Origin of the sequence: Pararhodobacter sp., from assembly GCF_034676545.1 — a bacterium.
Taxonomy (GTDB): Bacteria; Pseudomonadota; Alphaproteobacteria; order Rhodobacterales; family Rhodobacteraceae; genus Pararhodobacter.
The window spans coordinates 16,717-34,092 of record NZ_JAUCBZ010000013.1; the positions used below are offsets into that span (position 1 = coordinate 16,717).

Sequence of the window (17,376 nt, forward strand, 5' to 3'; positions counted from 1 at the left end):
CTACTCCTCTTGCGCCTCCTTCACCCGCACCCGGTAGGCGGCGATCGCGTTCCACCAGAAGCGGGCATCGTCGATGGTAAGGCTGTCGATCTCGCTGGCCGTGAAGTTGGATTCGACGACCAGCCCGCCGATGATCACGAGCGGGTTTTCGTCTGCTTCCCATTGCCGAAAAAATGCTGGACGCACTCCTGCGCATCCATGATGTCGCCGCCATCCATCCGGTCGAACAGGGCATTCATGACCGCCTCACGGATTCCGGTTGCGCGTGCCATCAGGACGATGAGCCGGCTGGCCTCGCTCGCGGCGGAAACCGCCCGGATGTCTGCCCCGACAAGGCCACGGAAACTCAGCTTGTCATAGGTTTCCGTGCGATCCCCGTGTCGCGCCGAGCGCACGGTCAGTGCGACAGGCTTGCGCAGGGGCAGCGTCACTGTGCCATCCGGATTGAGGATGGCGCGCACAGGCAGCCCGCCGCCCAGCTCCGCATCCTCATCCACCACGGTGACAGTGCCATCCTCATCGATGACAGTGGCCGGGCCAGTGTCACGGCCAGCATCCTCATTGGGCAGATCATCCAGATTGATGATGGCGGCATCCTTGGTCATGTCAGCAACTCCAAAAGACATTGTGCGCGCAGGCGCAGAGGTGCATGGGGGCGTCACGCCACGATCTCGAGATAGTCGCCAGCCGCCCATTTCAGGTCGATCGATCCGCCCTCGCCGGCGGTCATGGTGGGGATGTCGCCTTCCAGAAAGGCGTCGGGGAAGGTGTAGGTCTGGTTGGTGTCACAGATGACCTGCAGTTCACCTTCAACTTCGCTGCTGTACTGGTCACGCCAGCGCTGCCCCTTCTCGAGGTGCGTCTTCGCCGAGACCTCGGACCCCTGAAACTCAGCAGACCGGGCAACCTTGCGCCCGTAGGTGACAGCAGTGTTCTTGATGCCACCAAGACGCAGCTTTGCGCCCTTCTCGACCGGGATATTGCGGCCGAGCCAGATGATGTCGACGATGCCGAGAACCTGCATCCGTTCCTCCTCAGACCTGGAATTCGAGCGCGCCGGCCAGCACCATCAGATTGCCGATGATCTGCACGCGCTTGCGGGAATTGAGCCGGTTCTTGTCGCTGTCATCTCGCGCAAAGACACTCTTGCCCACGGTGGTTTCGGCATCCTCGATCCAGCCTCGGCGCTCATAAAGGTCACAGCGCGCCCCCCAGCTGCCATGGACGCGGCGGGGCGTTGCGACATTGTCCGCATGATTGGCTGCCGCAGTGCCGTCATTGGCCAGCTTGTGGCGTGGCCACTGGAGCTGGGCATAGGCCCCCCAGTCGTACCGGATGCGCGACAAGGTCTTGGGGACCATGATGTCCAGCCATGCCGTGTCGGCGACGCCAAGGTTCGAGACCCGATAGGCAGTAATGACGCGATCCAGCGTGACGCGCCCGTCCTTCAGGCGCGAGAAGGTCGAGATACCCTTGCCGAGCAGCAGGTTCTGTTCGCCCTCCTCAAAGCAATCGGGTGCGGCAGGTGCTTCAATTCCCACGAGCACGAGAGAGCGCAACTGGCGGGCCGGATCATTGGTCAGATAGTGGGATGCGACACCGGCGAGCGAGGCGGCCCATTTGTGGGGTGCGGAAGGCGAGCCGTGCGCACCGATCAGGGTCAGGTGACGCGAGTTGGTGAGCCCACCCTTTGTCACCAGTCCGGCGTAATTGCCCCGCACGCCGGCATAGGCATGAGCGTCCAGCCGGGCCATGGCCGAGTAGCGCTCATCCAGCCATGCGGACAGCTTGGAGAGAGTGGTCGCATCGGTCCACGGCACCACCAGATCCGTGAACCACTCATTGCCGATGGCATCGAGGGCATCATCAATGTCGGGGTTGGTCGCGCCGCCGCTCATGGACGAGACAGCAACAGACAGGCCAGCCGGCACGGCATCACCCTGCCGGCGCGCAACAGCAATGTGGTAGCCATTGCCAACCTCGCCCTTGTGGCGGGCTGTCAGGGTCACCACGCCCTCTGCGGCACTGGCCGTCACCGGCAGATGGGCCATGGCATTGATAGCCGCGGCGACGGCGATCGCGATGGCAGCAAGGCTCTGGCCTGCCGTGACCGCGATGGCGAGACGCTCATCCTCGACGTAGACGGGCAGCGGACCGCCAAAGGCAGGCGCGCCTGTAAAGGTCAGGGTTCCGGACGCGGCGATACCGGCTGCCGCATCCGGCAACAGGATCAGCATGCATTCCGTGGCGCGGTTCGCGCGTTTGAAGTAATCCACCATCTCGGCCCCGACCGAGCCAGCGCCAGCCAGCGCAAGGCCCTGTTCAGGGCGCGTGATGGCAGTGATGACTTCAGGGGCAGCGCTTCCGGATGCCAGCTTCTGGCCGATGATGATGGTGCGGGCCGGATATTCAGCCAGCCCCATGTCGTCATAGACCGGCTTGACCTCGGTATAGACGCCGGGCTTCCGCCAGTTCAGCGGGATTTCGTCGAACGAGATTTCAGTCATTTGTTTCCCCTGATTTGCGGCGAGGGCTGGCGGCCTTTACGGCTTCAGCGGGCGACGATGGCTCAGCCTGCCGGGGGACACTGTCCCGGCGTGGGCGACCGGTCACGACTGATCCGTCCCGTAAGCGGCGACGCCAGAAACGATCCATCTCGACATGGTCTCCTTCCGCCGGCAGCACACCGCCGGGATAGGGCAAGGGGTCGCCGGAGACCGGGATCAGATAGGTTTTCATGGCGTGGCTCCGGGTAGAGAGATGACATCCTCGACCTCAAGGCCGGGCGCATCGAAGGATGAGACGAGGCGAGTGAAGGCAGGTGCATCGGCACCTGCACCCAGCAGATCGCCGAGCGAGGTGTGGACGTTGAAACTGACGATGCCGGCGGCAGCGCCCAGCGTTTTCCAGCCGTCAATGTTGGCCTGGTTGGCGTCGGTCACCTGAATGGTGCCGACATTCTCAATGGTCTGCCCATGCAGCGCCGCGCCAAGCGCCATGACGACCGGATAGAGGCCGGGGCCATGGCGGTCGCCCATATGCACATTGCTGCGCTCGGAGTTTTTAATCACGGCCATCAGCCGGAAGCTGAGCGTGCCGGCGAACATCCGGCCCATCTCGCCATTGGCCTTGAAACCCTCCCAGCCGAGGTGCATGCGCGGGGTCTGTTCGGAGAGGCGGCGGAACTCATCCGGGGTCATCGGCAGACCAATGACAGCCGGAGCCATCCACTTCTTGGGATCAAACCATGGCGCGACCAGATCGGCGACAGCGCGATGAACCAGCGTGACGGGATCGGTTTCCACCGCCATATCACAGCCCTCCATTGGGCGGGGTGACAAAGGCCGGTTGGCGATCATGCCAGCGGGCCTTTGTGGCCACGGTTGCGGTGCTGTCCGCCCCTTCGAGGACAGCACCGCCATCCGCCAAACGCTCCAGCCACGCGATGACATCCTTGCGGGCAAGGCGCATCTGCTCGGTCGGCTCCCGCTCCACGCCATGCGCCAAATCGAACCGGGCCAGCACGCAAGCGGCCCGGACAAGCTCCGGTGTGGGCGAGGCGATGGGCGTGCGGTAGCGCCGGCCGAGATAGCTGTCGATCAGGTGAGAGGCATCGGTCAGAGCTCCCTCGATCCGCGCCGGCAGGATCTCTTCCGGGATCTCCCCGCCCGCGACGGAGAAGCGGATCATCTCCGCCTCACCGAAGCGGGACGTCATGTCGGCGATGGATGCGTACATGCTCAAGAGGCTCTTTGTGCGCGGTTAAGAGGCGGGTTTGGTACGGCGACGGCGCGTTGTCGGGGCGGCATCGACGCTGGTGTCAGTGTCGGCCGGGGAGGCTTCATCCGCTTCCCCCTCTCCGGCCTCGCCCGTTTCCGGTTCAAAAGGTTCGGGCTGTGCGAGCTGGGGCGCGGCTGTGCCGGCGGACGCACCCTCGGTATGGGTCAGCGCCAAGCGCCGGCGGGTGAGTGCGGCCCGCACATCATCTCGGATATCTGGAAATGGCTCGCCGCCCGCAGCCGCCGCGCGAAGTTGCGCTCGGATGTCATCGAGCACCACATCCAAAAATGTCGGCTCACGGTGCCCATCACCCTCAATGACCGAGATCAGGGGGTCGCCTTCCAGAAGCTCCAACTGTCCGTTCGTCAGTTCGCCGGGGCCATAGGTCCGGTGTGCAGGGTGCTCAATGCCGGCCCGGCGATGGCCGGGACGTGAGCAGATGATGGTGTAGGATTTCATCGCGTCGCCCTCCCTCACGCCAGCCACGGAACGACAAGCAGTTCGGCGGTGCCCTTCCACTCATTGGTTTCACCGCCGGCCGCCAGATCGCTGTTCAGCAGCTTGCGCGCCGTACTTTCGAGGGTTGGAGAAACCACCAGCACCTTGCCGGAGAGGCCCAGCGGGCGGCCATAGTCGCCCTTCATGGACGCCAGAGCGGCGCGGGCATTGCCATAGGTCGCGCCCGTCAGAGGCTGCTTCGAACCCCACGAGAACTGCCAGAAGCCAAAGCCCACGGCATGCCGGGCGTCGACCCCGTAGACGAATTCCTTTCGGCTGAAGACATTCTCATCATCAGGGCTGTCCTTGCGGACAAGCTGCCATGCCTTTCGAACCTGAAGTATGACCGGCTTCAGCGCCCGGCTGTTGTCGATCAGGAACCACGGCGCTCCGGTGCCGCCATCGGTATTGGCAACCGAAACGACCTTGCCGTTTTCGTCCAGGACAGGATGATCGGCGTCGAAGAAGGGCTGGCCGTCATAGCAACGGGTCGAGAAGCCAGCCTTGAGAAGGCCCCACACCAGCTGGTCGTAATGTGCCCCGGTGGAGCGGCCGAGCTCTTCGAACAGCGGGCGATAGAGCCCGATATTGTCATCCTCGATGTCGTTCCGGTCGACCTTGACGGTCAGCTCGAAGTCCCGGTTGCGGATGGCATAGTCCGACTGGGACAGGTTCTGGACGTGCCGATCACCAAGCCATTCCCGGACATTGGGGATCTTGCCGATCCAGCCATACTCTTCCTTTGCGGTGGTCGACGGTACGCGCGTGGCGATGCGCTCCCACTGGGGAGCCGCCTCGGCAAACCCGCCTGAAAAGGCGGTGTTGAAACCCACGAAAAGGGTCTGAAGGTTATCTCGGTTGATGATCATGTATCGCCCCGATCAGAAGTCGACCCACACGCCATGGACATCGACATCGCGCACGATGCCGGCCTTGGAGCGGGCGTTGGTGTTGCTGGTTTTGGCGACGGTCTGATCGTCGACGATGTAGCAATCCTTGCCGACATCAGCGCGCGTGAGCTCATCTGCACCGGCGCTGTTGCCAAAGCGGAAGCAGCCGCGCTTGACAGGAGCCGCCTCGGCACCGGCTGCGCCGGCACTGTTGTCGACGGACTTGCGCGCAACGGCAGCGCCGTGAAGGGTCGCGGCTTCCGCGCCCGGCGTCAGGTTGCCGGCTGCGTCCAGAGCGACCAGTGAGCCGGCATGGATCTTCTTTCCGGCAGCAACCGGGAAGACGAAGTCATCGCCATTGCGTTCGACGGTGTCGCGGGGAGAGGTGAGAGCCACCATGTCAGAGCGCCTCCATGCTCAGCGCCTTGCGGCTTTCTGCAAATGCCTTGGGATCGATCCCCATCATCTCGCAGACAGCGCGCTCGTCCGCGTGGAGCGAGACTTCGCCGGGCGGCACGGGGGTCGGCACGATGGTGCGACCACCGATGATCCCCATCATGGAGGCGATCTCCTTTTCGACCGCCACCGGGTCCGCCATATGCCGGTCGATGTAGTGAGTGCGCAGCTGCACCAGCGCCACCTTGCCCGCCTTGATGCCCTCATCAATGACGCGCTCGGCCTCTTTGCGCGCCGTGATGTTCTGGAGCGTGGTGAGCTGGTTCTGGAGATCCACCACAGTCTGGCGCAGCTGGGTGTCACCCTGCTGGCCGGCGGCGTGTCGGGACTGGAGCTCGGTCACGAGGGCATCGGCCGGGGTGGCGGCATCCAGCCCCGCTGCCGTGGCAATGGCCTTGAGACTGGCAGCGTGCGTTTCCACCGCCGCGTGGTTGGCGGTGACTGCGGCCACCACATCGGCCTCGGGCGCATCTGCCCCGAGACCCAGTGCGGTGCGCAGCTGGGCGATCAATTCCATATCGGTGCTCCGGTTATGGAGAGTTGCGAGCTGAGTGAGGTTAGGGTCGTTGGTCAGCGAGGCACGCAGCAGGGCCACGACCTCACCATCGGGCTTGCGCAGGATGGCCGGCGAGATGCCCCGGTATTCACGGGCGGCCACCATCTGGCGGCCAGTCTGCGTCCATTCTACCTTGCCCCACACACCATCGGCGCGGGCTTCAAGGCCCACGATCCAGCCCCGTGCGGGAGACTCGCCGCCCTGCTTGCCGGCCAGATCAATGGCGTGGTTGACGTCGAGAGGGAGACGTCCGTTCGCACGCTGCAGCGAGGTCGCAATCACCGCCTGCGGATCACGCAGGGTGTAGGGGCCGCGCCCATCCTGCCCACGAAATGTGCCTGCCGGAATGAAGTGCACCCATTCAGGAGCTTCGCCGGCAGGCAGTTCGGGAAGTGCGCTATGTAGGAGAACGGTTTCCATGCCGGCCAGAATGGCGGATGGAACGGGCGGCGTTCATGGCCGCAGATGCGTCAAGGGGAGGCCGGGAGGGCCGCGCGATATGGGCGGGCGTGGCGGGCGCTCAGGGTCAGGCGGGGGCGATATAGCAATCGAGCCCGGTGTGTGCCTGCTGCCCCCCTCTTAGGGCTCTTAAAGCCTCTTAGGCGACTGCACTGAGGATTACCCCAGCCCGATCGCCCTGTCGATGGCATCCACCAGCGTTTCGAGAATGACCTGCTCATCCTCATGGTCGATCCCGAGATAGGGGCGCGCGGGGATGGTGACGCTGTTCGCGCCGACCATCTTGCCGCCCATCTTGAAATAGAGCCGGTCGGATGACTTGGGTTGGATGACACCGCCGAACTGGTGGATGGCCCCATAGATCTTGTTGGTGCCCACCTCGACATAGTCATGGCCAGCGCGCCGGGTGATGGAGCCCATCAGGCCACCGCGCATCCCGCTCTCGCGCAAGATGCCCGGCCCCTTCTTGCCGCTGGCATAGACCGGATTAAGGGGAGCCCACGCCGCACCACCGGGGCCGGAGGCGCGCTCGAAACGCTGGTGAACATTCTCAACCAGCGCGGTGCCGATCGCGGCCATGATGGGTTGGGTGTTGGTGACGTGCAAGGCGAGCTGTGTGAAGGCACGGATAGCGGCATCGCCGACCACGCGGGTCTCGAGGATCACGCCAGCCATGCGGCTAGTTCTGCCCGCGCTCGATCTCGGGAGCGTCGTCGCTCCAGACAGATGCAAGGCGACCGCGCACCTTGATGTCTTGGGCGGCGGCTTCAGCATGTGTGACGGCCTGCTGCAGGCCAGCATCATCGAAGGTCTCGTAGATCGCGCGCACGGATGCCTTGCCGCCATTGAGGTCGACAAGACGATCAATCAAGTTTTGGCGACTTTCGACGCGCGCCACGAGCAGGCTCCACTACGATCTTAGACCCTGTCCGCTCCACCACCCGAAATGGTGAGCCTGGACGGATCAGGAATTCGTATTCCGGATGTTTCACGTCAGGAATACGATTGACATAAGCACCCCCACTATAGCCCTTCGGCAAACGAACCTCAATGATGGCTCCACCCTGAAAATTTTGGGCTGTCTGCGGATTGATGCTGGTGGAGAGGAAGCCCGGTTCCCGGATGGTTTCGCCCACCTTCACATTGTCCCAAGGGGTGCCCATCTTGACCCCGCGATGCACCGTGATCGCCCGTGAAGTTTTGGCCCGCGCAAGCGCTGCGTCGAGAGCCCTGATGGCGGGCATGTAGCTGTCGGCATCCAGATGGCCACGCAGATGACTATTCATGAGCCGGTAATCCGACCCCTTATACAGATCGAGCGCAGCACTTTCGGTGGGTTTGAGGCGCTTGCCCCACGCCCGGAAGTCATTGTGCAGGAGATTGTCTGCGCGGAAGCGCTCCACCTCTGAGCTGTCAGGATGCAAATTGACAGGGGGCGGCTCCGGTACAACGGGCTTGGGTGGCGGCGCTGCCGGCTTGACGGTGAGCGTGGCATTGCCCGGGAGCTGCACCCGCTCCGCCTTCCACTCGCGCCCCGGGTTGTAGCCAAAGCCCGGATCAATCCCCACCGGCACATGCAGCACCTCGCCCGTGTGCGGGTTGACCCACTGGCGCGTGTCGATCACGGGCGCACTATCCGGCCCGGTGCGGCCCATGCGGGCCATGCCGCGCGCGGACACCGGCCGCACCCGGCAGCCGCAGCGCCAGCCATTCGGGGGATAGTGGCTGTCCCACCACGGATCATCCGCCCGCAGCAATGTGCCATCCCAAGCCTTGTGGTGGGGGCGTGGGTGCAGGGAGCCGGAATGCACATATTGCCAGTAAGGAAACGCGGCGAGCGTCTCCGGCTCACTCATCTGCTGATAGCGTCCGGCCGAATAGGCCATGCCGAGATTGGTCTCGTAAATGATCCGCGCCCGCCATCCCGGCGTGCCGGTATGCTCCCAGCCATGACGACTCACAATGTCGTCAAACGACTTGCGGAACTCCTGAAGCGATGCGCCCTTTTCAATCGCCTTTGCGACCTCTGTCCGGAAGTCTGCGACCAGATCGCGGGTTGTCGCGCCAGCAACCGTGAAGCTCTTTGAATTTGCCTTGCCGAACACATCCGTCCAGTGCTCGGACGTGGTGTTCGTCTTCTGCCGCAGATAGGCGATGGCCTCATCAAACGGCAGATCCATGGCGCTGAGGGTGGTCACCGGCCGCGCTCCCGTCAGTCGTCGCGGGTGGCGTCGATGATGGAGGCCATGCCAACCATGTGCGCCAGCGCCATGCCCCGCGCCATTGCCTCCTGAAAGGCTTCCGGCTCGAGCTCGAGCCGGTCGAGACGTGCCAGTAGATCCTGCATGTCCTCGGCTGCCTCGACCTCGGCGCGGACAGACTCTGTCAAGCCGGCCAGTGCGCCGGCCGCATCCTCGCCAAGACGGCGCGTGAGGATCTCCAGATGATCCGGCTCCGGCTTGCGCCCATGAAGATCAAACAGGCGATCCAGCATCCCGCCTGACTGGCTGGGAGCGCGGGTCTGGAGAGCCGGCTCCGGCGCAGGAGCGGGAGCAGCGGACCGACCACCGATGACCCGCACCGGCTTGCCATCCACGCTTTCGGCGCGCACCTCAAAGCCGAGCCGGTCGAGGATTTGGCTTTCCTCGACTTCAAGCCCGAGCGGCCCCAGCTTGGAAATTGCTTCAACAATCACGGGGATCGGCAGTTCATCCGGCCGTCCGATGGTGACTGTCGGATACTCTTCCTGTGCCCCGAAGGTGAAAGCCACCATGGGCGCGGCGATCTGCCGGGTGACAGTGGCGCTCACCAGTCCGGCGTCAAACCGCTCCAGATCCTCCTGCACGAGACGGTGCTCTTTGCCCACAGCGTGCCCGCCGGCAATGGCATCCGTGGTGGCGGTCTGACCCAGCACCAGCTTGGAGACCTGCCGGTCCATCCAGTCGGCGCGCTTTTCGTAGAGCTCTGATCCGTCGGCGCTGTTCTTCTGCTCGATAAACTCGATACGCATGTTCTCGGGCACAATGGCCGCGCAGTCTCCTGCAACATTGGAGACGGCGCGCCACAGCACATCAAGTTCATCATCCGTGGCAGCTGAATGGTAACGGCCAAGTCGGATTGGCATTCCGTAATTCTGCACGAAGATCGCCCAGTCCCGCTGGGTGAATGCCTTGTACATCCACGCCCAGCTTGCCACGCGGGCAAGGCCGGCGCGGATGGTCAAGCCGCTTTTGGCCTTGTGCCGGTGCACCACGAACCGATGCGGCTCCAGCGGCAGCTTGCCCGCAGCATCGAGCAACTGTGGCTCGTCGAGGGTGAGATCATCAAAAGTGAACCAGCGCGGATCGCGCCAGTGGAGCGCGGCCGGCATCACTGAGCCGGGCTTGCTCTCCCACTCGATCTCAAGAATCGAATAGCCCTTGCCGATAGCATCCAGCATGTCGAACAGCGCACCGGCCAGCACCTTCTTTCGCAGCCATGCCCTGACAAGATTCGCGTGCTCTTCGTGGGCCGGGGAATCGGATACGGCCTCGACAATGATCGGCAGCTGGGCAACCTGACGTTTCCGTGTGCCCAGCACCGCCAGATAATGGAGGTCGCGCTCCTCGATGTCCTCGGCCAGCTCCAGATAGGCGAGCGGGTCTCCGGTCGCGGCCGCACGGTGGATCGCGGCAAGACGCGCCGGGGTCAGCCCGTCAGCGGGATGCCCGGAAATGGGCGATCGGACACCGGCCAGCGTCGGCCCCGCCACCGGCATGCGATCAAAGAGAGCCTTGTCGATCGGCTGGCCATCAGGGCCGAGGATTTTGGAATAGCGGGCCATCACAGCGCCCCCCTGATGTGTCGGCCAGCATGGGCCATGCCGCGCCCATCCGTGTCACCGGCATGGTTCGGACGCGCCCATCCATTGCCTGCGCCGTAGTCATTGTTCGCGCGCGCTGTGGTCACGGCCCGATAGCCATATTCGGTGACCTCGGCCCGGCTCGCGGCAACGGCAAGTGCGCAAGCGATCGCGCTGTCACCGTGGCGCTGGCCACCATCCTTGCCTGTGGTGCGCTCCGGGACACGGATGACACCCCGCACAATGGTGAGTGCACGGAAGTCACCATGCACGTCCCGGTCCTTCGGCAAGGTGATGGAGGCATCCTCAATCATCGCCTTCATTGGCGGCATGTTCTCGCGATACCAGCCTTCCGAAAGCATCACCTGCTCAATGCGAGAGCCGTATCGCTGGGCAGCAACCTCGGCCAGATACTGACCGTTGCCGCGCGCATCCAGTTTGCCGGCCTCAAAGCGCGGCAGGCGATCACAAAGATAGAACAGGATCTGTTCCTGCTGGCGGAACGGGACATTGCGCAGTTCGATGATGAAGGGCGTGTGCCTTTGAAGGCCCTGCTGGATGGCCAGCGGCCAGAACACCGAAAGATCGCCCGACCGACCGAAGTCCACGCCGACGGCATGCCGGTCCATCTGATCCAGCCGCGCGAGCTCCGGGGCAAGATGATCCTCACACCAGCGCAGGGCAGCCTCTTCCCGATCACGTTCCGGCCGGTGCACGAAGTCATCCGGGCAGGAGAAGCGCAAGACTGGGGAGGTGGCCAGCATGCGCGCTTCCACCAGCGTGCCGGGAATAGCGGCACCGCCCGACTGGCGCGGAATGCAGAACAATTCTTCATCGGCGGCTTCGCCATACTGGGCAATGATGTCCGCACGCCATTTCGCCTCGGCCTCGGGGCTCCAGACCTTGCCCTGCGCGCGGCAGATGCGCCGGTAAAGGCCATCTGCAAGGGCGTCATCGAACGTGCAGCGTTCAAGGTGATAGGGTTTGCGACCAGCCCGGATGTCCTCAACCAACTCATTGAACGGATTTTCCGCGCCATCATGCGTGGAGATCACAAGCACCTTGCCACCCCAGATCAGGAGGGCGAAGGCAGCCTTCAGCAGTTCGTCCAGGTCGTCGTGGAACGCAGCCTCATCAATGATGACCAGCCCCTGCATGCCGCGCAGCGCACGTGGCACGGACGGCAGGGCAAGCACCTTGTGCCCCGAGGCATAGTCGATGCGAAAGACCTTCACGTCGCGGTCAGGGTTATCCGGATCACGAAACAGGTCTTCGCGAACAGATGATGCGATGGCGAAAGAACGACTGGCGGCGGCGACATAGTCAATGAACTCGCGCGCCATCTCCAGATTATAGCCGATGTAGAACACATCCGAGCCGCCAGAAGCCTTCGCGGCACCCGCCTTCAGTGTGGCAATGAAACTGGCCGCCCATGAATAGCCGGTGCGTCGGCTCTTCTCGACCACTGTCACTGCATGGGCATCGACCGCGCGCGACAGGCGCGACTGGTAGGGCAGGAAAACAGACTCGGTCACGGCGTCGGCCATGGTTCACCCTTCCAGAATGCTCTTGTGAATGGCCGCAATGTCTTCAGTTGTCAGGCCGCGCTCACGCGCAGCGCGGCTGGCGCTCTCGGCCGCCATGGATCGCGCCTTCTCCGCTGCCCGCTTTTCAATTGCGAGCGTGCGCGCCACATCGTCCTTCGCGGATTTGCCGAGATGGTCGATGGCCTTGGCCAGCTGCATGATCTCGCCGGGAGACATGTCGAGCTTGCCCTCGCCATCCGAAGCGGCATCCAGCGCCGCCACCTGTACGCGGGTGAGAATGGTATGCAGCATCGCGATGTTGCCACGCGCCACCTTGCTGTCATCGACCTCGCCCAGTTCGCGGACCATGGTCTCCGCGATCATGCGCTGGCGGGCAACCATCTCCTTAACCCGTTCCGCCTCTTGCAAGTGCCGGTGCAGCGCCGAGCGCGACGGCACCGGCACGGAGAGCGTATCGAGCTCGCGCAGCTTGGCGAGGATCTGATCATAGGTTGCGCCCTGATCCCGCAGGCGCATGATCCAGTCCCGCACCTCCTGCGGCAGCGCATCAACAGATGATCGGCGCGACATCACAGATACCCCGGCAGCTTGTCAGCCACAGCCGGGTGCGGCCGGCCCCGCGCCACATCAAGGCCAAGCCCGGTCAGCGTCGCCTCTTTTTGCGGGCCAAGCGCGGAAGGGAACTCCACCAGCGTCACCAGCCCGAGCTGGGCCAGATAGTCGACATCCGCCAGCACCTGGTCGCGCCATGTCGCCTGCCGTCCCTCAACCACAAGCGCCGCGATGACGCCCGCGCCAAGCGCATGACCTTCAGCGGCAGCAAGGTGCTCAAGGATCAGCCGGCGGCGATCCTTCGATAGTGTTTCGGTCAGGCTCATCTTGCCCGCTCCTCATTGAGCTTCTGCTGTAGGAGCAGGTTCATGGTGTGCTCCACCCTGCCCATCATGCGTTCGGTGCCGCGCACCGCCTCGGCCGTCACTGCGCTTGCCCGTTCCACTCCCGCGAGACGGTCCCCGACCTGCTCCAGATCCTTGCGAGTGGGCAGCCCCTCCGTCGCAACTTCAAGGCGTGTCAGGCGCTCGTCAGTATCCGAGCGGCGCTGATCCACATGGGTGCGAATATCGGCCAGCCCCTTGCTGACTGCTGTCAGCGCTTCCTGATGCTCGGCTTTCGTTGCGAACTGACTGCGCAGCCAGAGCAATACCGCGCCAGCCACGAAGGGCGACATGGCGGATGCCAGCCAGACCCAATCCTTGACCACATCAACCCAATCCATCACCGCCCCCGTGCGCGGGTTGCGCGCTCATGCTGACCCTGACAGGCAATGCAGCGGGTGGCGCTGGGCATGGCGATGCGGCGACGAGGCTCGATCATCGCACCGCAGTCCTCGCACTCATCCGGCCCCTGCACGTCCAGCTTCTGCCGCGCCCGCGCGATGCCGGCCTCGCAGAACGCATCCGCGAGGCGCTGCGCGTTGTCGATGTCATCCGCCATCAGGTTGCACGGCGGGCCAGCCATGTGCTGGCGGTGCGGTACAAGGGCGGGGCAAGGGCAAGGGCTGCGCCTGCAATGATCTCCAGATCAGCGGCCGTCACCAGCCCTCGGCCGACCAGCACCGAGCCCCCGATCGTGATGGCGTAGCGCAGCATCTGCGGCCAGAGCGACTCCAGCGCGAGGGGCGCGGGCATGGCCTGCGCGATCGACGCCACTGCTTCCGGGCTCACGCCCAGCACCGCAGCGGTCCCGTTGATCTCGCCGACCTTCTGCGCGGCCGTGCGCAGGGCGGCTTCCATCTTGTTTGTCATGTCACGCCTCGTTGGTGGAGAGTTTGCCGGAGCCGCTCAGGGCAATCTTGCGTGCATCAGGCGCGGGCCACGTTGCCGGCCAGCGCGTGTCGACATGCCGGCTCTTGGCAACGCGCGTGATGTTGACTGTGTTTGACTGGTTCCCGCCGAGGACGTGATAGGCTTCGGCGTCTTCGCCAACATAGATACCGACATGCCCGCCGCCGGAGCGGCTGAAGACGAGCACGGCCCCAAGGGTCGGTGCGCAACGCACCCCGAACTTCGCCCAGTTCAGAGCGCCAAGCGGATTGGCAGGGAGGGTTTCAGATGGCAGCGTCGCGCCAATGCAGTGTGCCAGGAACAGGCCGCACCACGGGATGTCGTCATTGTTGTAGTAACTGGCGATCCACCCGCCGAGCTTCTTGGCCCAGCCCATGATGGTGGGGTTGCTGGCCTTGCCGGCAATCTCTTTCGTGCCCTGAAGGCGCTTCGCTTCTTCGTACCATGGCAGGATAACGCCAGCCAGCGCCCGGGCAGATCCACCCTTCTGCACGATGGCGGCATTCAGGGCGGCCAGAGTCTTCTCGCCAACCGTGCCGGGCCACTTTACGCCAACGGCATAATCGGCCTGAAACTGCGCCACGGCAGCCGTGGTCATGCGTCCGAAAGCGCCGTCGGCCCCGGAAGGGCCAAGGTCATAACCAAGCTGGATCAGCTGGGCTTGCAGGTTTTTGATGCTGTACATGCACGGCTCCAGTTTGGAGCCAATGTGCCGCGCGTGACCGCAACAAGCCGCAGTGACATGTAAGACAGGATCAGATCGGGAGGACCATCTGCCGGGCGGCAATATCCTGATCTCGAAGGATGCGATAGACCGTGCCCCGATCGCAGCCAAGCGTCAATGCCACACGATCAACGGGCAAACCCGCCATGCGGTAGACGACAGCGCGCCATTCGCGTCCTACGGGGATCTTGAGCTGATTGCCCGGGAACGCTTCTGCCAGCTTGGCGGTGGCTTCAATGCCAATCACGCCAGACAGCACGTTCGCCTCATCAACAGGCGGGTGTGGCACATAAATGATGGTGCCCCCGCGCGCCTCGGCCAGCTTCAACGCCGCCTCGGGGCCGATCAGCTGGGCATATCTGGCGATTGCGCCAATGGGGCGGGGCAGCACATCCGGGCGTGGAAACTCTCGCGTCATGTGCTGCCCTGCCTCCTCACTTGCCTTTGAGCGCCCTCCGCAAGAGGTCGCCCAGATCCGTTTGCTTGCGGTCGAGATCCGCATCTGATGCGCGCCGTATCCACGACCGGGCCGGCACATCGTTGATGCCAAAGTCCTCAAGCCGCTTGATCTGGCGACGCAACACCTCCTCCTTCCGCCATCGCGCAAGGGAGATTTCACGCGCATTCAAGTAGTAAGCCTCTGTGTTCCACTCGAAGCCGGTTTCGCGGGTGAGCCAGCCCTTCAGGGCCTCAATCACCTGTGCTGCCTGCGCATCATCGCGCAGCCAGTTCACGTGGTCTAACCCTGTCTGGCGTTTTACGAAGGCGATCATCGCGGAATCCTTGCGGTCCTCGAAGACACCAAGGTTCCAGCCCACGATCCAGATCGCGCGGCACACACCGACATACTTTCCTGAAAGCCTCTCAGCCCCCTCTTTGAGAGGCGCTGAAGAGCCACCGGAGAGCAGCTTAAGGCGATCCATGACACGCCCCGCCTCGCTCACGCTCAGCCCCTTTGAGCTGCGCTTTCCGGTCTCGGCTTCGAGGACATCGCGATAGCTGGCGTCATCCAGACCAACGCGGGTTTTAAGCGCATGGATCGCGCCGATCTGGCGGGCGGTTGCGGTCATGGGCGCTCTCCCTTCGCCGCATCAGAATGGAAGTGCTCAACCGTAATGGTCGTATCCACACCATTCGTCATGGTGTTGTAGAGCAGCGTTGCCCATTTGGACTTCGCCTGAGCCTCGGCAACAGACGATGCCCAGTAAACAGCCGAGCCGCAAAGCAGCATCGCTAACAATACCGGCCACCAGTTCCCTGCCTTGCCGGAGACGTAGCCGATGTTGATGGCGATCCAGCACATGAGCACAGGGCCGAACATGGCCGTCGTTTCCTTCAGAAAACTCATTGCGCGGCTTCCCTGTGCGGCTTGGGGTTCCAGATGCTGTGGCCCGGCCATTCCTCAATCGCGAAAAGCTCCGCGCAGAAGGCGTCCGGACGCAGGGCTTCCACTGCCTTGCGCGCCTCGGGCGGCTTCTGACTGTGCTCCCGGCGCGGGCTCTCGATCAGGTTTCGGATGGACCGGCTACCGATCCGGGGACGGCCAATGGTGCCAATAAAAAACGGCTCACAGGAGCTGCGAAGGATGTAGCCGGTGCCAAAGGCACGCTTGCCATGGCGCGTGGTTTTGGTCCAGCTGCCACCCGTCTTGTACTCAAAGCCCCAAGCCGACATCACCTTGAGCGCTGTCGGCACCTTGGGCCAGATCGCCCAAAGCCAGAGCAGGCAGTCGCCACCAGCCAGATGGTCCACCGGCAGTGCGCAGATTTCGTTGTCCGACATGGTGTCGTAATGGGCTTCCGGTGACTTCGCATAGCCATCAGGGCCACGCATCTCGTATGCCCACGGCGGATCAGCAATGATCGCGCCGTAGGTCAGTGGGCGAAGGGGATCGAAGGGCCAGTTCATAGGCCGATCTCCTCGCCTGCCGCGATACGCTCATCCATGTCCTTGCGGAGCTCTTGCAGCCAGTTATCAAGATCGCAGATGCGGTCCTCAGCGTCATTGCAGGGGCCTTGATCGACACTGTTCCAAATGGCGATGATGTCAAAAAGGGCGGCCTTAGCGTCTTCAATGCGACAAGCAGTCCGACGCATTGCCAAGGCCGGCGTCCAGCGTTTCGGCGGCGGATAACGGTTAAGATAGGATCGTGCGCGCTTGCTCATGCCGCATCCCCCACCTTGACGATCTCTGTTTCCAGACATTCGTCCTGTTCAGCACAGCTGATGCCCATATCCGTGAGCGGGCCGTAGCCTTCGACAAACTGATCTTTTGGCCATTCCGTGATGATGTCTCGTGCCGTGAGCTGGGCCAGATGCTGGATATGATCGTCCAGATCAAAGAACGGGTAGAAGCTCGCCCGAAACTCTTCCATGAACTGTTCGGAGAACTTGTCTTCATCAACTGTCACAGAGATGATCTGACGAACTTCAACGGTTTTTGTGATGAGTGCCATCGCTCAGCCCTCCCCAATGATGGAGGCAAGCGCCTGCTCGATCTCGTTACCGCTCTTGTACAAGGCAAAGAGAGCCTCGCCCTTGGCTGTGCCGTAGCCATAGTCGCCCGGCGCACCGAACGCGGCGTGCAGCTCTTTGAGCTCGGCGCGCACTCGCTCCAGCAATAGTATTGCCTCGATAACAAAGATTGCATCATCAGCCGAAACGAAATGAGCGACGGGCTTATTAACGTCGATCACCCCCCAATCGTCGTGGAACACGAATTCGGGATGGGTGTCGCTGGAGGCCCAAGGCAGGGGCGTAGATGGTATGCGCATCATAGCCT

Annotated in this window: 29 protein-coding genes; all 29 read right to left on the reverse strand. The window is 63.3% G+C overall.

The window, feature by feature from the left end; genetic code table 11:
* A complete protein-coding gene (locus VDQ28_RS02955) occupies nucleotides 1-138 on the reverse strand; it encodes a hypothetical protein (protein WP_323034524.1) in 138 nt (45 codons plus the stop codon).
* Entirely contained in the window at nucleotides 135-605 is a 471-nt protein-coding gene (locus tag VDQ28_RS02960) for a phage tail assembly protein (protein ID WP_323034525.1), read from the reverse strand. The genes VDQ28_RS02955 and VDQ28_RS02960 overlap by 4 nt, the downstream gene beginning before the upstream one ends.
* A 53-nt stretch (nucleotides 606-658) precedes the next feature.
* A complete protein-coding gene (locus VDQ28_RS02965) occupies nucleotides 659-1,024 on the reverse strand; it encodes a phage tail tube protein (protein WP_323034526.1) in 366 nt (121 codons plus the stop codon).
* Between the two features lie 10 nt (nucleotides 1,025-1,034).
* On the reverse strand, nucleotides 1,035-2,507 hold the full coding sequence (locus tag VDQ28_RS02970; protein ID WP_323034527.1) for a phage tail sheath subtilisin-like domain-containing protein: 1,473 nt from the start codon (nucleotides 2,505-2,507) through the stop codon (nucleotides 1,035-1,037).
* On the reverse strand, nucleotides 2,500-2,739 hold the full coding sequence (locus VDQ28_RS02975; RefSeq protein WP_323034528.1) for a DUF2635 domain-containing protein: 240 nt from the start codon (nucleotides 2,737-2,739) through the stop codon (nucleotides 2,500-2,502). The genes VDQ28_RS02970 and VDQ28_RS02975 overlap by 8 nt, the downstream gene beginning before the upstream one ends.
* Nucleotides 2,736-3,311, reverse strand: a complete 576-nt coding sequence (locus VDQ28_RS02980) for a hypothetical protein (RefSeq protein ID WP_323034529.1) — start codon at nucleotides 3,309-3,311, stop codon at nucleotides 2,736-2,738. The genes VDQ28_RS02975 and VDQ28_RS02980 overlap by 4 nt, the downstream gene beginning before the upstream one ends.
* A gap of 1 nt (nucleotide 3,312) precedes the next feature.
* A complete protein-coding gene (locus tag VDQ28_RS02985) occupies nucleotides 3,313-3,738 on the reverse strand; it encodes a DUF1320 domain-containing protein (RefSeq protein WP_323034530.1) in 426 nt (141 codons plus the stop codon).
* A 24-nt stretch (nucleotides 3,739-3,762) separates the two neighbouring features.
* Nucleotides 3,763-4,239, reverse strand: coding sequence for an HI1506-related protein (locus tag VDQ28_RS02990; protein ID WP_323034531.1), 477 nt, complete (start codon nucleotides 4,237-4,239; stop codon nucleotides 3,763-3,765).
* Between the two features lie 14 nt (nucleotides 4,240-4,253).
* Complete coding sequence (locus tag VDQ28_RS02995; protein ID WP_323034532.1) at nucleotides 4,254-5,147, reverse strand: Mu-like prophage major head subunit gpT family protein; 894 nt, start codon at nucleotides 5,145-5,147, stop codon at nucleotides 4,254-4,256.
* A gap of 12 nt (nucleotides 5,148-5,159) precedes the next feature.
* Nucleotides 5,160-5,567, reverse strand: coding sequence for a hypothetical protein (locus tag VDQ28_RS03000; protein ID WP_323034533.1), 408 nt, complete (start codon nucleotides 5,565-5,567; stop codon nucleotides 5,160-5,162).
* A gap of 1 nt (nucleotide 5,568) precedes the next feature.
* Nucleotides 5,569-6,600, reverse strand: coding sequence for a phage protease (locus tag VDQ28_RS03005; protein WP_323034534.1), 1,032 nt, complete (start codon nucleotides 6,598-6,600; stop codon nucleotides 5,569-5,571).
* A 198-nt stretch (nucleotides 6,601-6,798) separates the two neighbouring features.
* Nucleotides 6,799-7,314, reverse strand: a complete 516-nt coding sequence (locus VDQ28_RS03010) for a phage virion morphogenesis protein (RefSeq protein ID WP_323034535.1) — start codon at nucleotides 7,312-7,314, stop codon at nucleotides 6,799-6,801.
* Nucleotides 7,315-7,318: 4 nt separating this feature from the next.
* Complete coding sequence (locus VDQ28_RS03015) at nucleotides 7,319-7,537, reverse strand: hypothetical protein (protein ID WP_323034536.1); 219 nt, start codon at nucleotides 7,535-7,537, stop codon at nucleotides 7,319-7,321.
* Nucleotides 7,503-8,837 carry a phage minor head protein gene (locus tag VDQ28_RS03020; RefSeq protein WP_323034537.1) on the reverse strand — a complete coding sequence of 445 codons (1,335 nt, stop codon included), beginning with the start codon at nucleotides 8,835-8,837 and terminating at the stop codon, nucleotides 7,503-7,505. The genes VDQ28_RS03015 and VDQ28_RS03020 overlap by 35 nt, the downstream gene beginning before the upstream one ends.
* Before the next feature lie 14 nt (nucleotides 8,838-8,851).
* On the reverse strand, nucleotides 8,852-10,462 hold the full coding sequence (locus tag VDQ28_RS03025) for a DUF935 domain-containing protein (RefSeq protein ID WP_323034538.1): 1,611 nt from the start codon (nucleotides 10,460-10,462) through the stop codon (nucleotides 8,852-8,854).
* Nucleotides 10,462-12,027 carry a hypothetical protein gene (locus tag VDQ28_RS03030; RefSeq protein ID WP_323034539.1) on the reverse strand — a complete coding sequence of 522 codons (1,566 nt, stop codon included), beginning with the start codon at nucleotides 12,025-12,027 and terminating at the stop codon, nucleotides 10,462-10,464. The genes VDQ28_RS03025 and VDQ28_RS03030 overlap by 1 nt, the downstream gene beginning before the upstream one ends.
* 3 nt (nucleotides 12,028-12,030) lie before the next feature.
* Nucleotides 12,031-12,597: a DUF3486 family protein gene (locus tag VDQ28_RS03035; RefSeq protein ID WP_323034573.1), complete on the reverse strand. Its 567-nt coding sequence runs from the start codon at nucleotides 12,595-12,597 to the stop codon at nucleotides 12,031-12,033.
* Nucleotides 12,597-12,905: a hypothetical protein gene (locus tag VDQ28_RS03040; protein ID WP_323034540.1), complete on the reverse strand. Its 309-nt coding sequence runs from the start codon at nucleotides 12,903-12,905 to the stop codon at nucleotides 12,597-12,599. Before VDQ28_RS03040 ends, VDQ28_RS03035 begins: the two co-directional genes overlap by 1 nt.
* On the reverse strand, nucleotides 12,902-13,303 hold the full coding sequence (locus VDQ28_RS03045) for a DUF2730 family protein (protein ID WP_323034541.1): 402 nt from the start codon (nucleotides 13,301-13,303) through the stop codon (nucleotides 12,902-12,904). Before VDQ28_RS03045 ends, VDQ28_RS03040 begins: the two co-directional genes overlap by 4 nt.
* Nucleotides 13,303-13,521 carry a TraR/DksA C4-type zinc finger protein gene (locus VDQ28_RS03050; protein ID WP_323034542.1) on the reverse strand — a complete coding sequence of 73 codons (219 nt, stop codon included), beginning with the start codon at nucleotides 13,519-13,521 and terminating at the stop codon, nucleotides 13,303-13,305. The genes VDQ28_RS03045 and VDQ28_RS03050 overlap by 1 nt, the downstream gene beginning before the upstream one ends.
* On the reverse strand, nucleotides 13,521-13,832 hold the full coding sequence (locus tag VDQ28_RS03055; RefSeq protein WP_323034543.1) for a hypothetical protein: 312 nt from the start codon (nucleotides 13,830-13,832) through the stop codon (nucleotides 13,521-13,523). Before VDQ28_RS03055 ends, VDQ28_RS03050 begins: the two co-directional genes overlap by 1 nt.
* Nucleotide 13,833: 1 nt before the next feature.
* Nucleotides 13,834-14,556: a TIGR02594 family protein gene (locus tag VDQ28_RS03060; protein WP_323034544.1), complete on the reverse strand. Its 723-nt coding sequence runs from the start codon at nucleotides 14,554-14,556 to the stop codon at nucleotides 13,834-13,836.
* 70 nt (nucleotides 14,557-14,626) lie between these two features.
* Nucleotides 14,627-15,013, reverse strand: a complete 387-nt coding sequence (locus VDQ28_RS03065; RefSeq protein ID WP_323034545.1) for a hypothetical protein — start codon at nucleotides 15,011-15,013, stop codon at nucleotides 14,627-14,629.
* A gap of 16 nt (nucleotides 15,014-15,029) precedes the next feature.
* Nucleotides 15,030-15,665 carry a regulatory protein GemA gene (locus VDQ28_RS03070; RefSeq protein ID WP_323034546.1) on the reverse strand — a complete coding sequence of 212 codons (636 nt, stop codon included), beginning with the start codon at nucleotides 15,663-15,665 and terminating at the stop codon, nucleotides 15,030-15,032.
* Nucleotides 15,662-15,943, reverse strand: coding sequence for a hypothetical protein (locus VDQ28_RS03075; protein WP_323034547.1), 282 nt, complete (start codon nucleotides 15,941-15,943; stop codon nucleotides 15,662-15,664). The genes VDQ28_RS03070 and VDQ28_RS03075 overlap by 4 nt, the downstream gene beginning before the upstream one ends.
* The gene (locus VDQ28_RS03080; protein WP_323034548.1) at nucleotides 15,940-16,503 is read right to left on the reverse strand and encodes an MT-A70 family methyltransferase; all 564 of its coding nucleotides are present in this window, start codon (nucleotides 16,501-16,503) and stop codon (nucleotides 15,940-15,942) included. Before VDQ28_RS03080 ends, VDQ28_RS03075 begins: the two co-directional genes overlap by 4 nt.
* Nucleotides 16,500-16,760, reverse strand: a complete 261-nt coding sequence (locus VDQ28_RS03085; RefSeq protein ID WP_323034549.1) for a hypothetical protein — start codon at nucleotides 16,758-16,760, stop codon at nucleotides 16,500-16,502. Before VDQ28_RS03085 ends, VDQ28_RS03080 begins: the two co-directional genes overlap by 4 nt.
* The gene (locus VDQ28_RS03090; protein WP_323034550.1) at nucleotides 16,757-17,050 is read right to left on the reverse strand and encodes a hypothetical protein; all 294 of its coding nucleotides are present in this window, start codon (nucleotides 17,048-17,050) and stop codon (nucleotides 16,757-16,759) included. Before VDQ28_RS03090 ends, VDQ28_RS03085 begins: the two co-directional genes overlap by 4 nt.
* Before the next feature lie 3 nt (nucleotides 17,051-17,053).
* The gene (locus VDQ28_RS03095; protein WP_323034551.1) at nucleotides 17,054-17,371 is read right to left on the reverse strand and encodes a hypothetical protein; all 318 of its coding nucleotides are present in this window, start codon (nucleotides 17,369-17,371) and stop codon (nucleotides 17,054-17,056) included.
* Between the last annotated feature and the right edge of the window lie 5 nt (nucleotides 17,372-17,376).

Excerpts from the sequence above, each read along its gene's own strand:
- VDQ28_RS02960 (WP_323034525.1), bottom strand. The coding sequence starts at position 605 with ATGACCAAGGATGCCGCCATCATCAATCTGGATGATCTGCCCAATGAG.
- VDQ28_RS02965 (WP_323034526.1), bottom strand. The coding sequence starts at position 1,024 with ATGCAGGTTCTCGGCATCGTCGACATCATCTGGCTCGGCCGCAATATC.
- VDQ28_RS02970 (WP_323034527.1), bottom strand. The coding sequence starts at position 2,507 with ATGACTGAAATCTCGTTCGACGAAATCCCGCTGAACTGGCGGAAGCCC.
- VDQ28_RS02975 (WP_323034528.1), bottom strand. The coding sequence starts at position 2,739 with ATGAAAACCTATCTGATCCCGGTCTCCGGCGACCCCTTGCCCTATCCC.
- VDQ28_RS02980 (WP_323034529.1), bottom strand. The coding sequence starts at position 3,311 with ATGGCGGTGGAAACCGATCCCGTCACGCTGGTTCATCGCGCTGTCGCC.
- VDQ28_RS02985 (WP_323034530.1), bottom strand. The coding sequence starts at position 3,738 with ATGTACGCATCCATCGCCGACATGACGTCCCGCTTCGGTGAGGCGGAG.
- VDQ28_RS02990 (WP_323034531.1), bottom strand. The coding sequence starts at position 4,239 with ATGAAATCCTACACCATCATCTGCTCACGTCCCGGCCATCGCCGGGCC.
- VDQ28_RS02995 (WP_323034532.1), bottom strand. The coding sequence starts at position 5,147 with ATGATCATCAACCGAGATAACCTTCAGACCCTTTTCGTGGGTTTCAAC.
- VDQ28_RS03000 (WP_323034533.1), bottom strand. The coding sequence starts at position 5,567 with ATGGTGGCTCTCACCTCTCCCCGCGACACCGTCGAACGCAATGGCGAT.
- VDQ28_RS03005 (WP_323034534.1), bottom strand. The coding sequence starts at position 6,600 with ATGGAAACCGTTCTCCTACATAGCGCACTTCCCGAACTGCCTGCCGGC.
- VDQ28_RS03010 (WP_323034535.1), bottom strand. The coding sequence starts at position 7,314 with ATGGCTGGCGTGATCCTCGAGACCCGCGTGGTCGGCGATGCCGCTATC.
- VDQ28_RS03025 (WP_323034538.1), bottom strand. The coding sequence starts at position 10,462 with ATGGCCCGCTATTCCAAAATCCTCGGCCCTGATGGCCAGCCGATCGAC.
- VDQ28_RS03030 (WP_323034539.1), bottom strand. The coding sequence starts at position 12,027 with ATGGCCGACGCCGTGACCGAGTCTGTTTTCCTGCCCTACCAGTCGCGC.
- VDQ28_RS03035 (WP_323034573.1), bottom strand. The coding sequence starts at position 12,597 with ATGTCGCGCCGATCATCTGTTGATGCGCTGCCGCAGGAGGTGCGGGAC.
- VDQ28_RS03040 (WP_323034540.1), bottom strand. The coding sequence starts at position 12,905 with ATGAGCCTGACCGAAACACTATCGAAGGATCGCCGCCGGCTGATCCTT.
- VDQ28_RS03045 (WP_323034541.1), bottom strand. The coding sequence starts at position 13,303 with ATGGATTGGGTTGATGTGGTCAAGGATTGGGTCTGGCTGGCATCCGCC.
- VDQ28_RS03050 (WP_323034542.1), bottom strand. The coding sequence starts at position 13,521 with ATGGCGGATGACATCGACAACGCGCAGCGCCTCGCGGATGCGTTCTGC.
- VDQ28_RS03055 (WP_323034543.1), bottom strand. The coding sequence starts at position 13,832 with ATGACAAACAAGATGGAAGCCGCCCTGCGCACGGCCGCGCAGAAGGTC.
- VDQ28_RS03060 (WP_323034544.1), bottom strand. The coding sequence starts at position 14,556 with ATGTACAGCATCAAAAACCTGCAAGCCCAGCTGATCCAGCTTGGTTAT.
- VDQ28_RS03065 (WP_323034545.1), bottom strand. The coding sequence starts at position 15,013 with ATGACGCGAGAGTTTCCACGCCCGGATGTGCTGCCCCGCCCCATTGGC.
- VDQ28_RS03070 (WP_323034546.1), bottom strand. The coding sequence starts at position 15,665 with ATGACCGCAACCGCCCGCCAGATCGGCGCGATCCATGCGCTTAAAACC.
- VDQ28_RS03075 (WP_323034547.1), bottom strand. The coding sequence starts at position 15,943 with ATGAGTTTTCTGAAGGAAACGACGGCCATGTTCGGCCCTGTGCTCATG.
- VDQ28_RS03080 (WP_323034548.1), bottom strand. The coding sequence starts at position 16,503 with ATGAACTGGCCCTTCGATCCCCTTCGCCCACTGACCTACGGCGCGATC.
- VDQ28_RS03085 (WP_323034549.1), bottom strand. The coding sequence starts at position 16,760 with ATGAGCAAGCGCGCACGATCCTATCTTAACCGTTATCCGCCGCCGAAA.
- VDQ28_RS03090 (WP_323034550.1), bottom strand. The coding sequence starts at position 17,050 with ATGGCACTCATCACAAAAACCGTTGAAGTTCGTCAGATCATCTCTGTG.
- VDQ28_RS03095 (WP_323034551.1), bottom strand. The coding sequence starts at position 17,371 with ATGATGCGCATACCATCTACGCCCCTGCCTTGGGCCTCCAGCGACACC.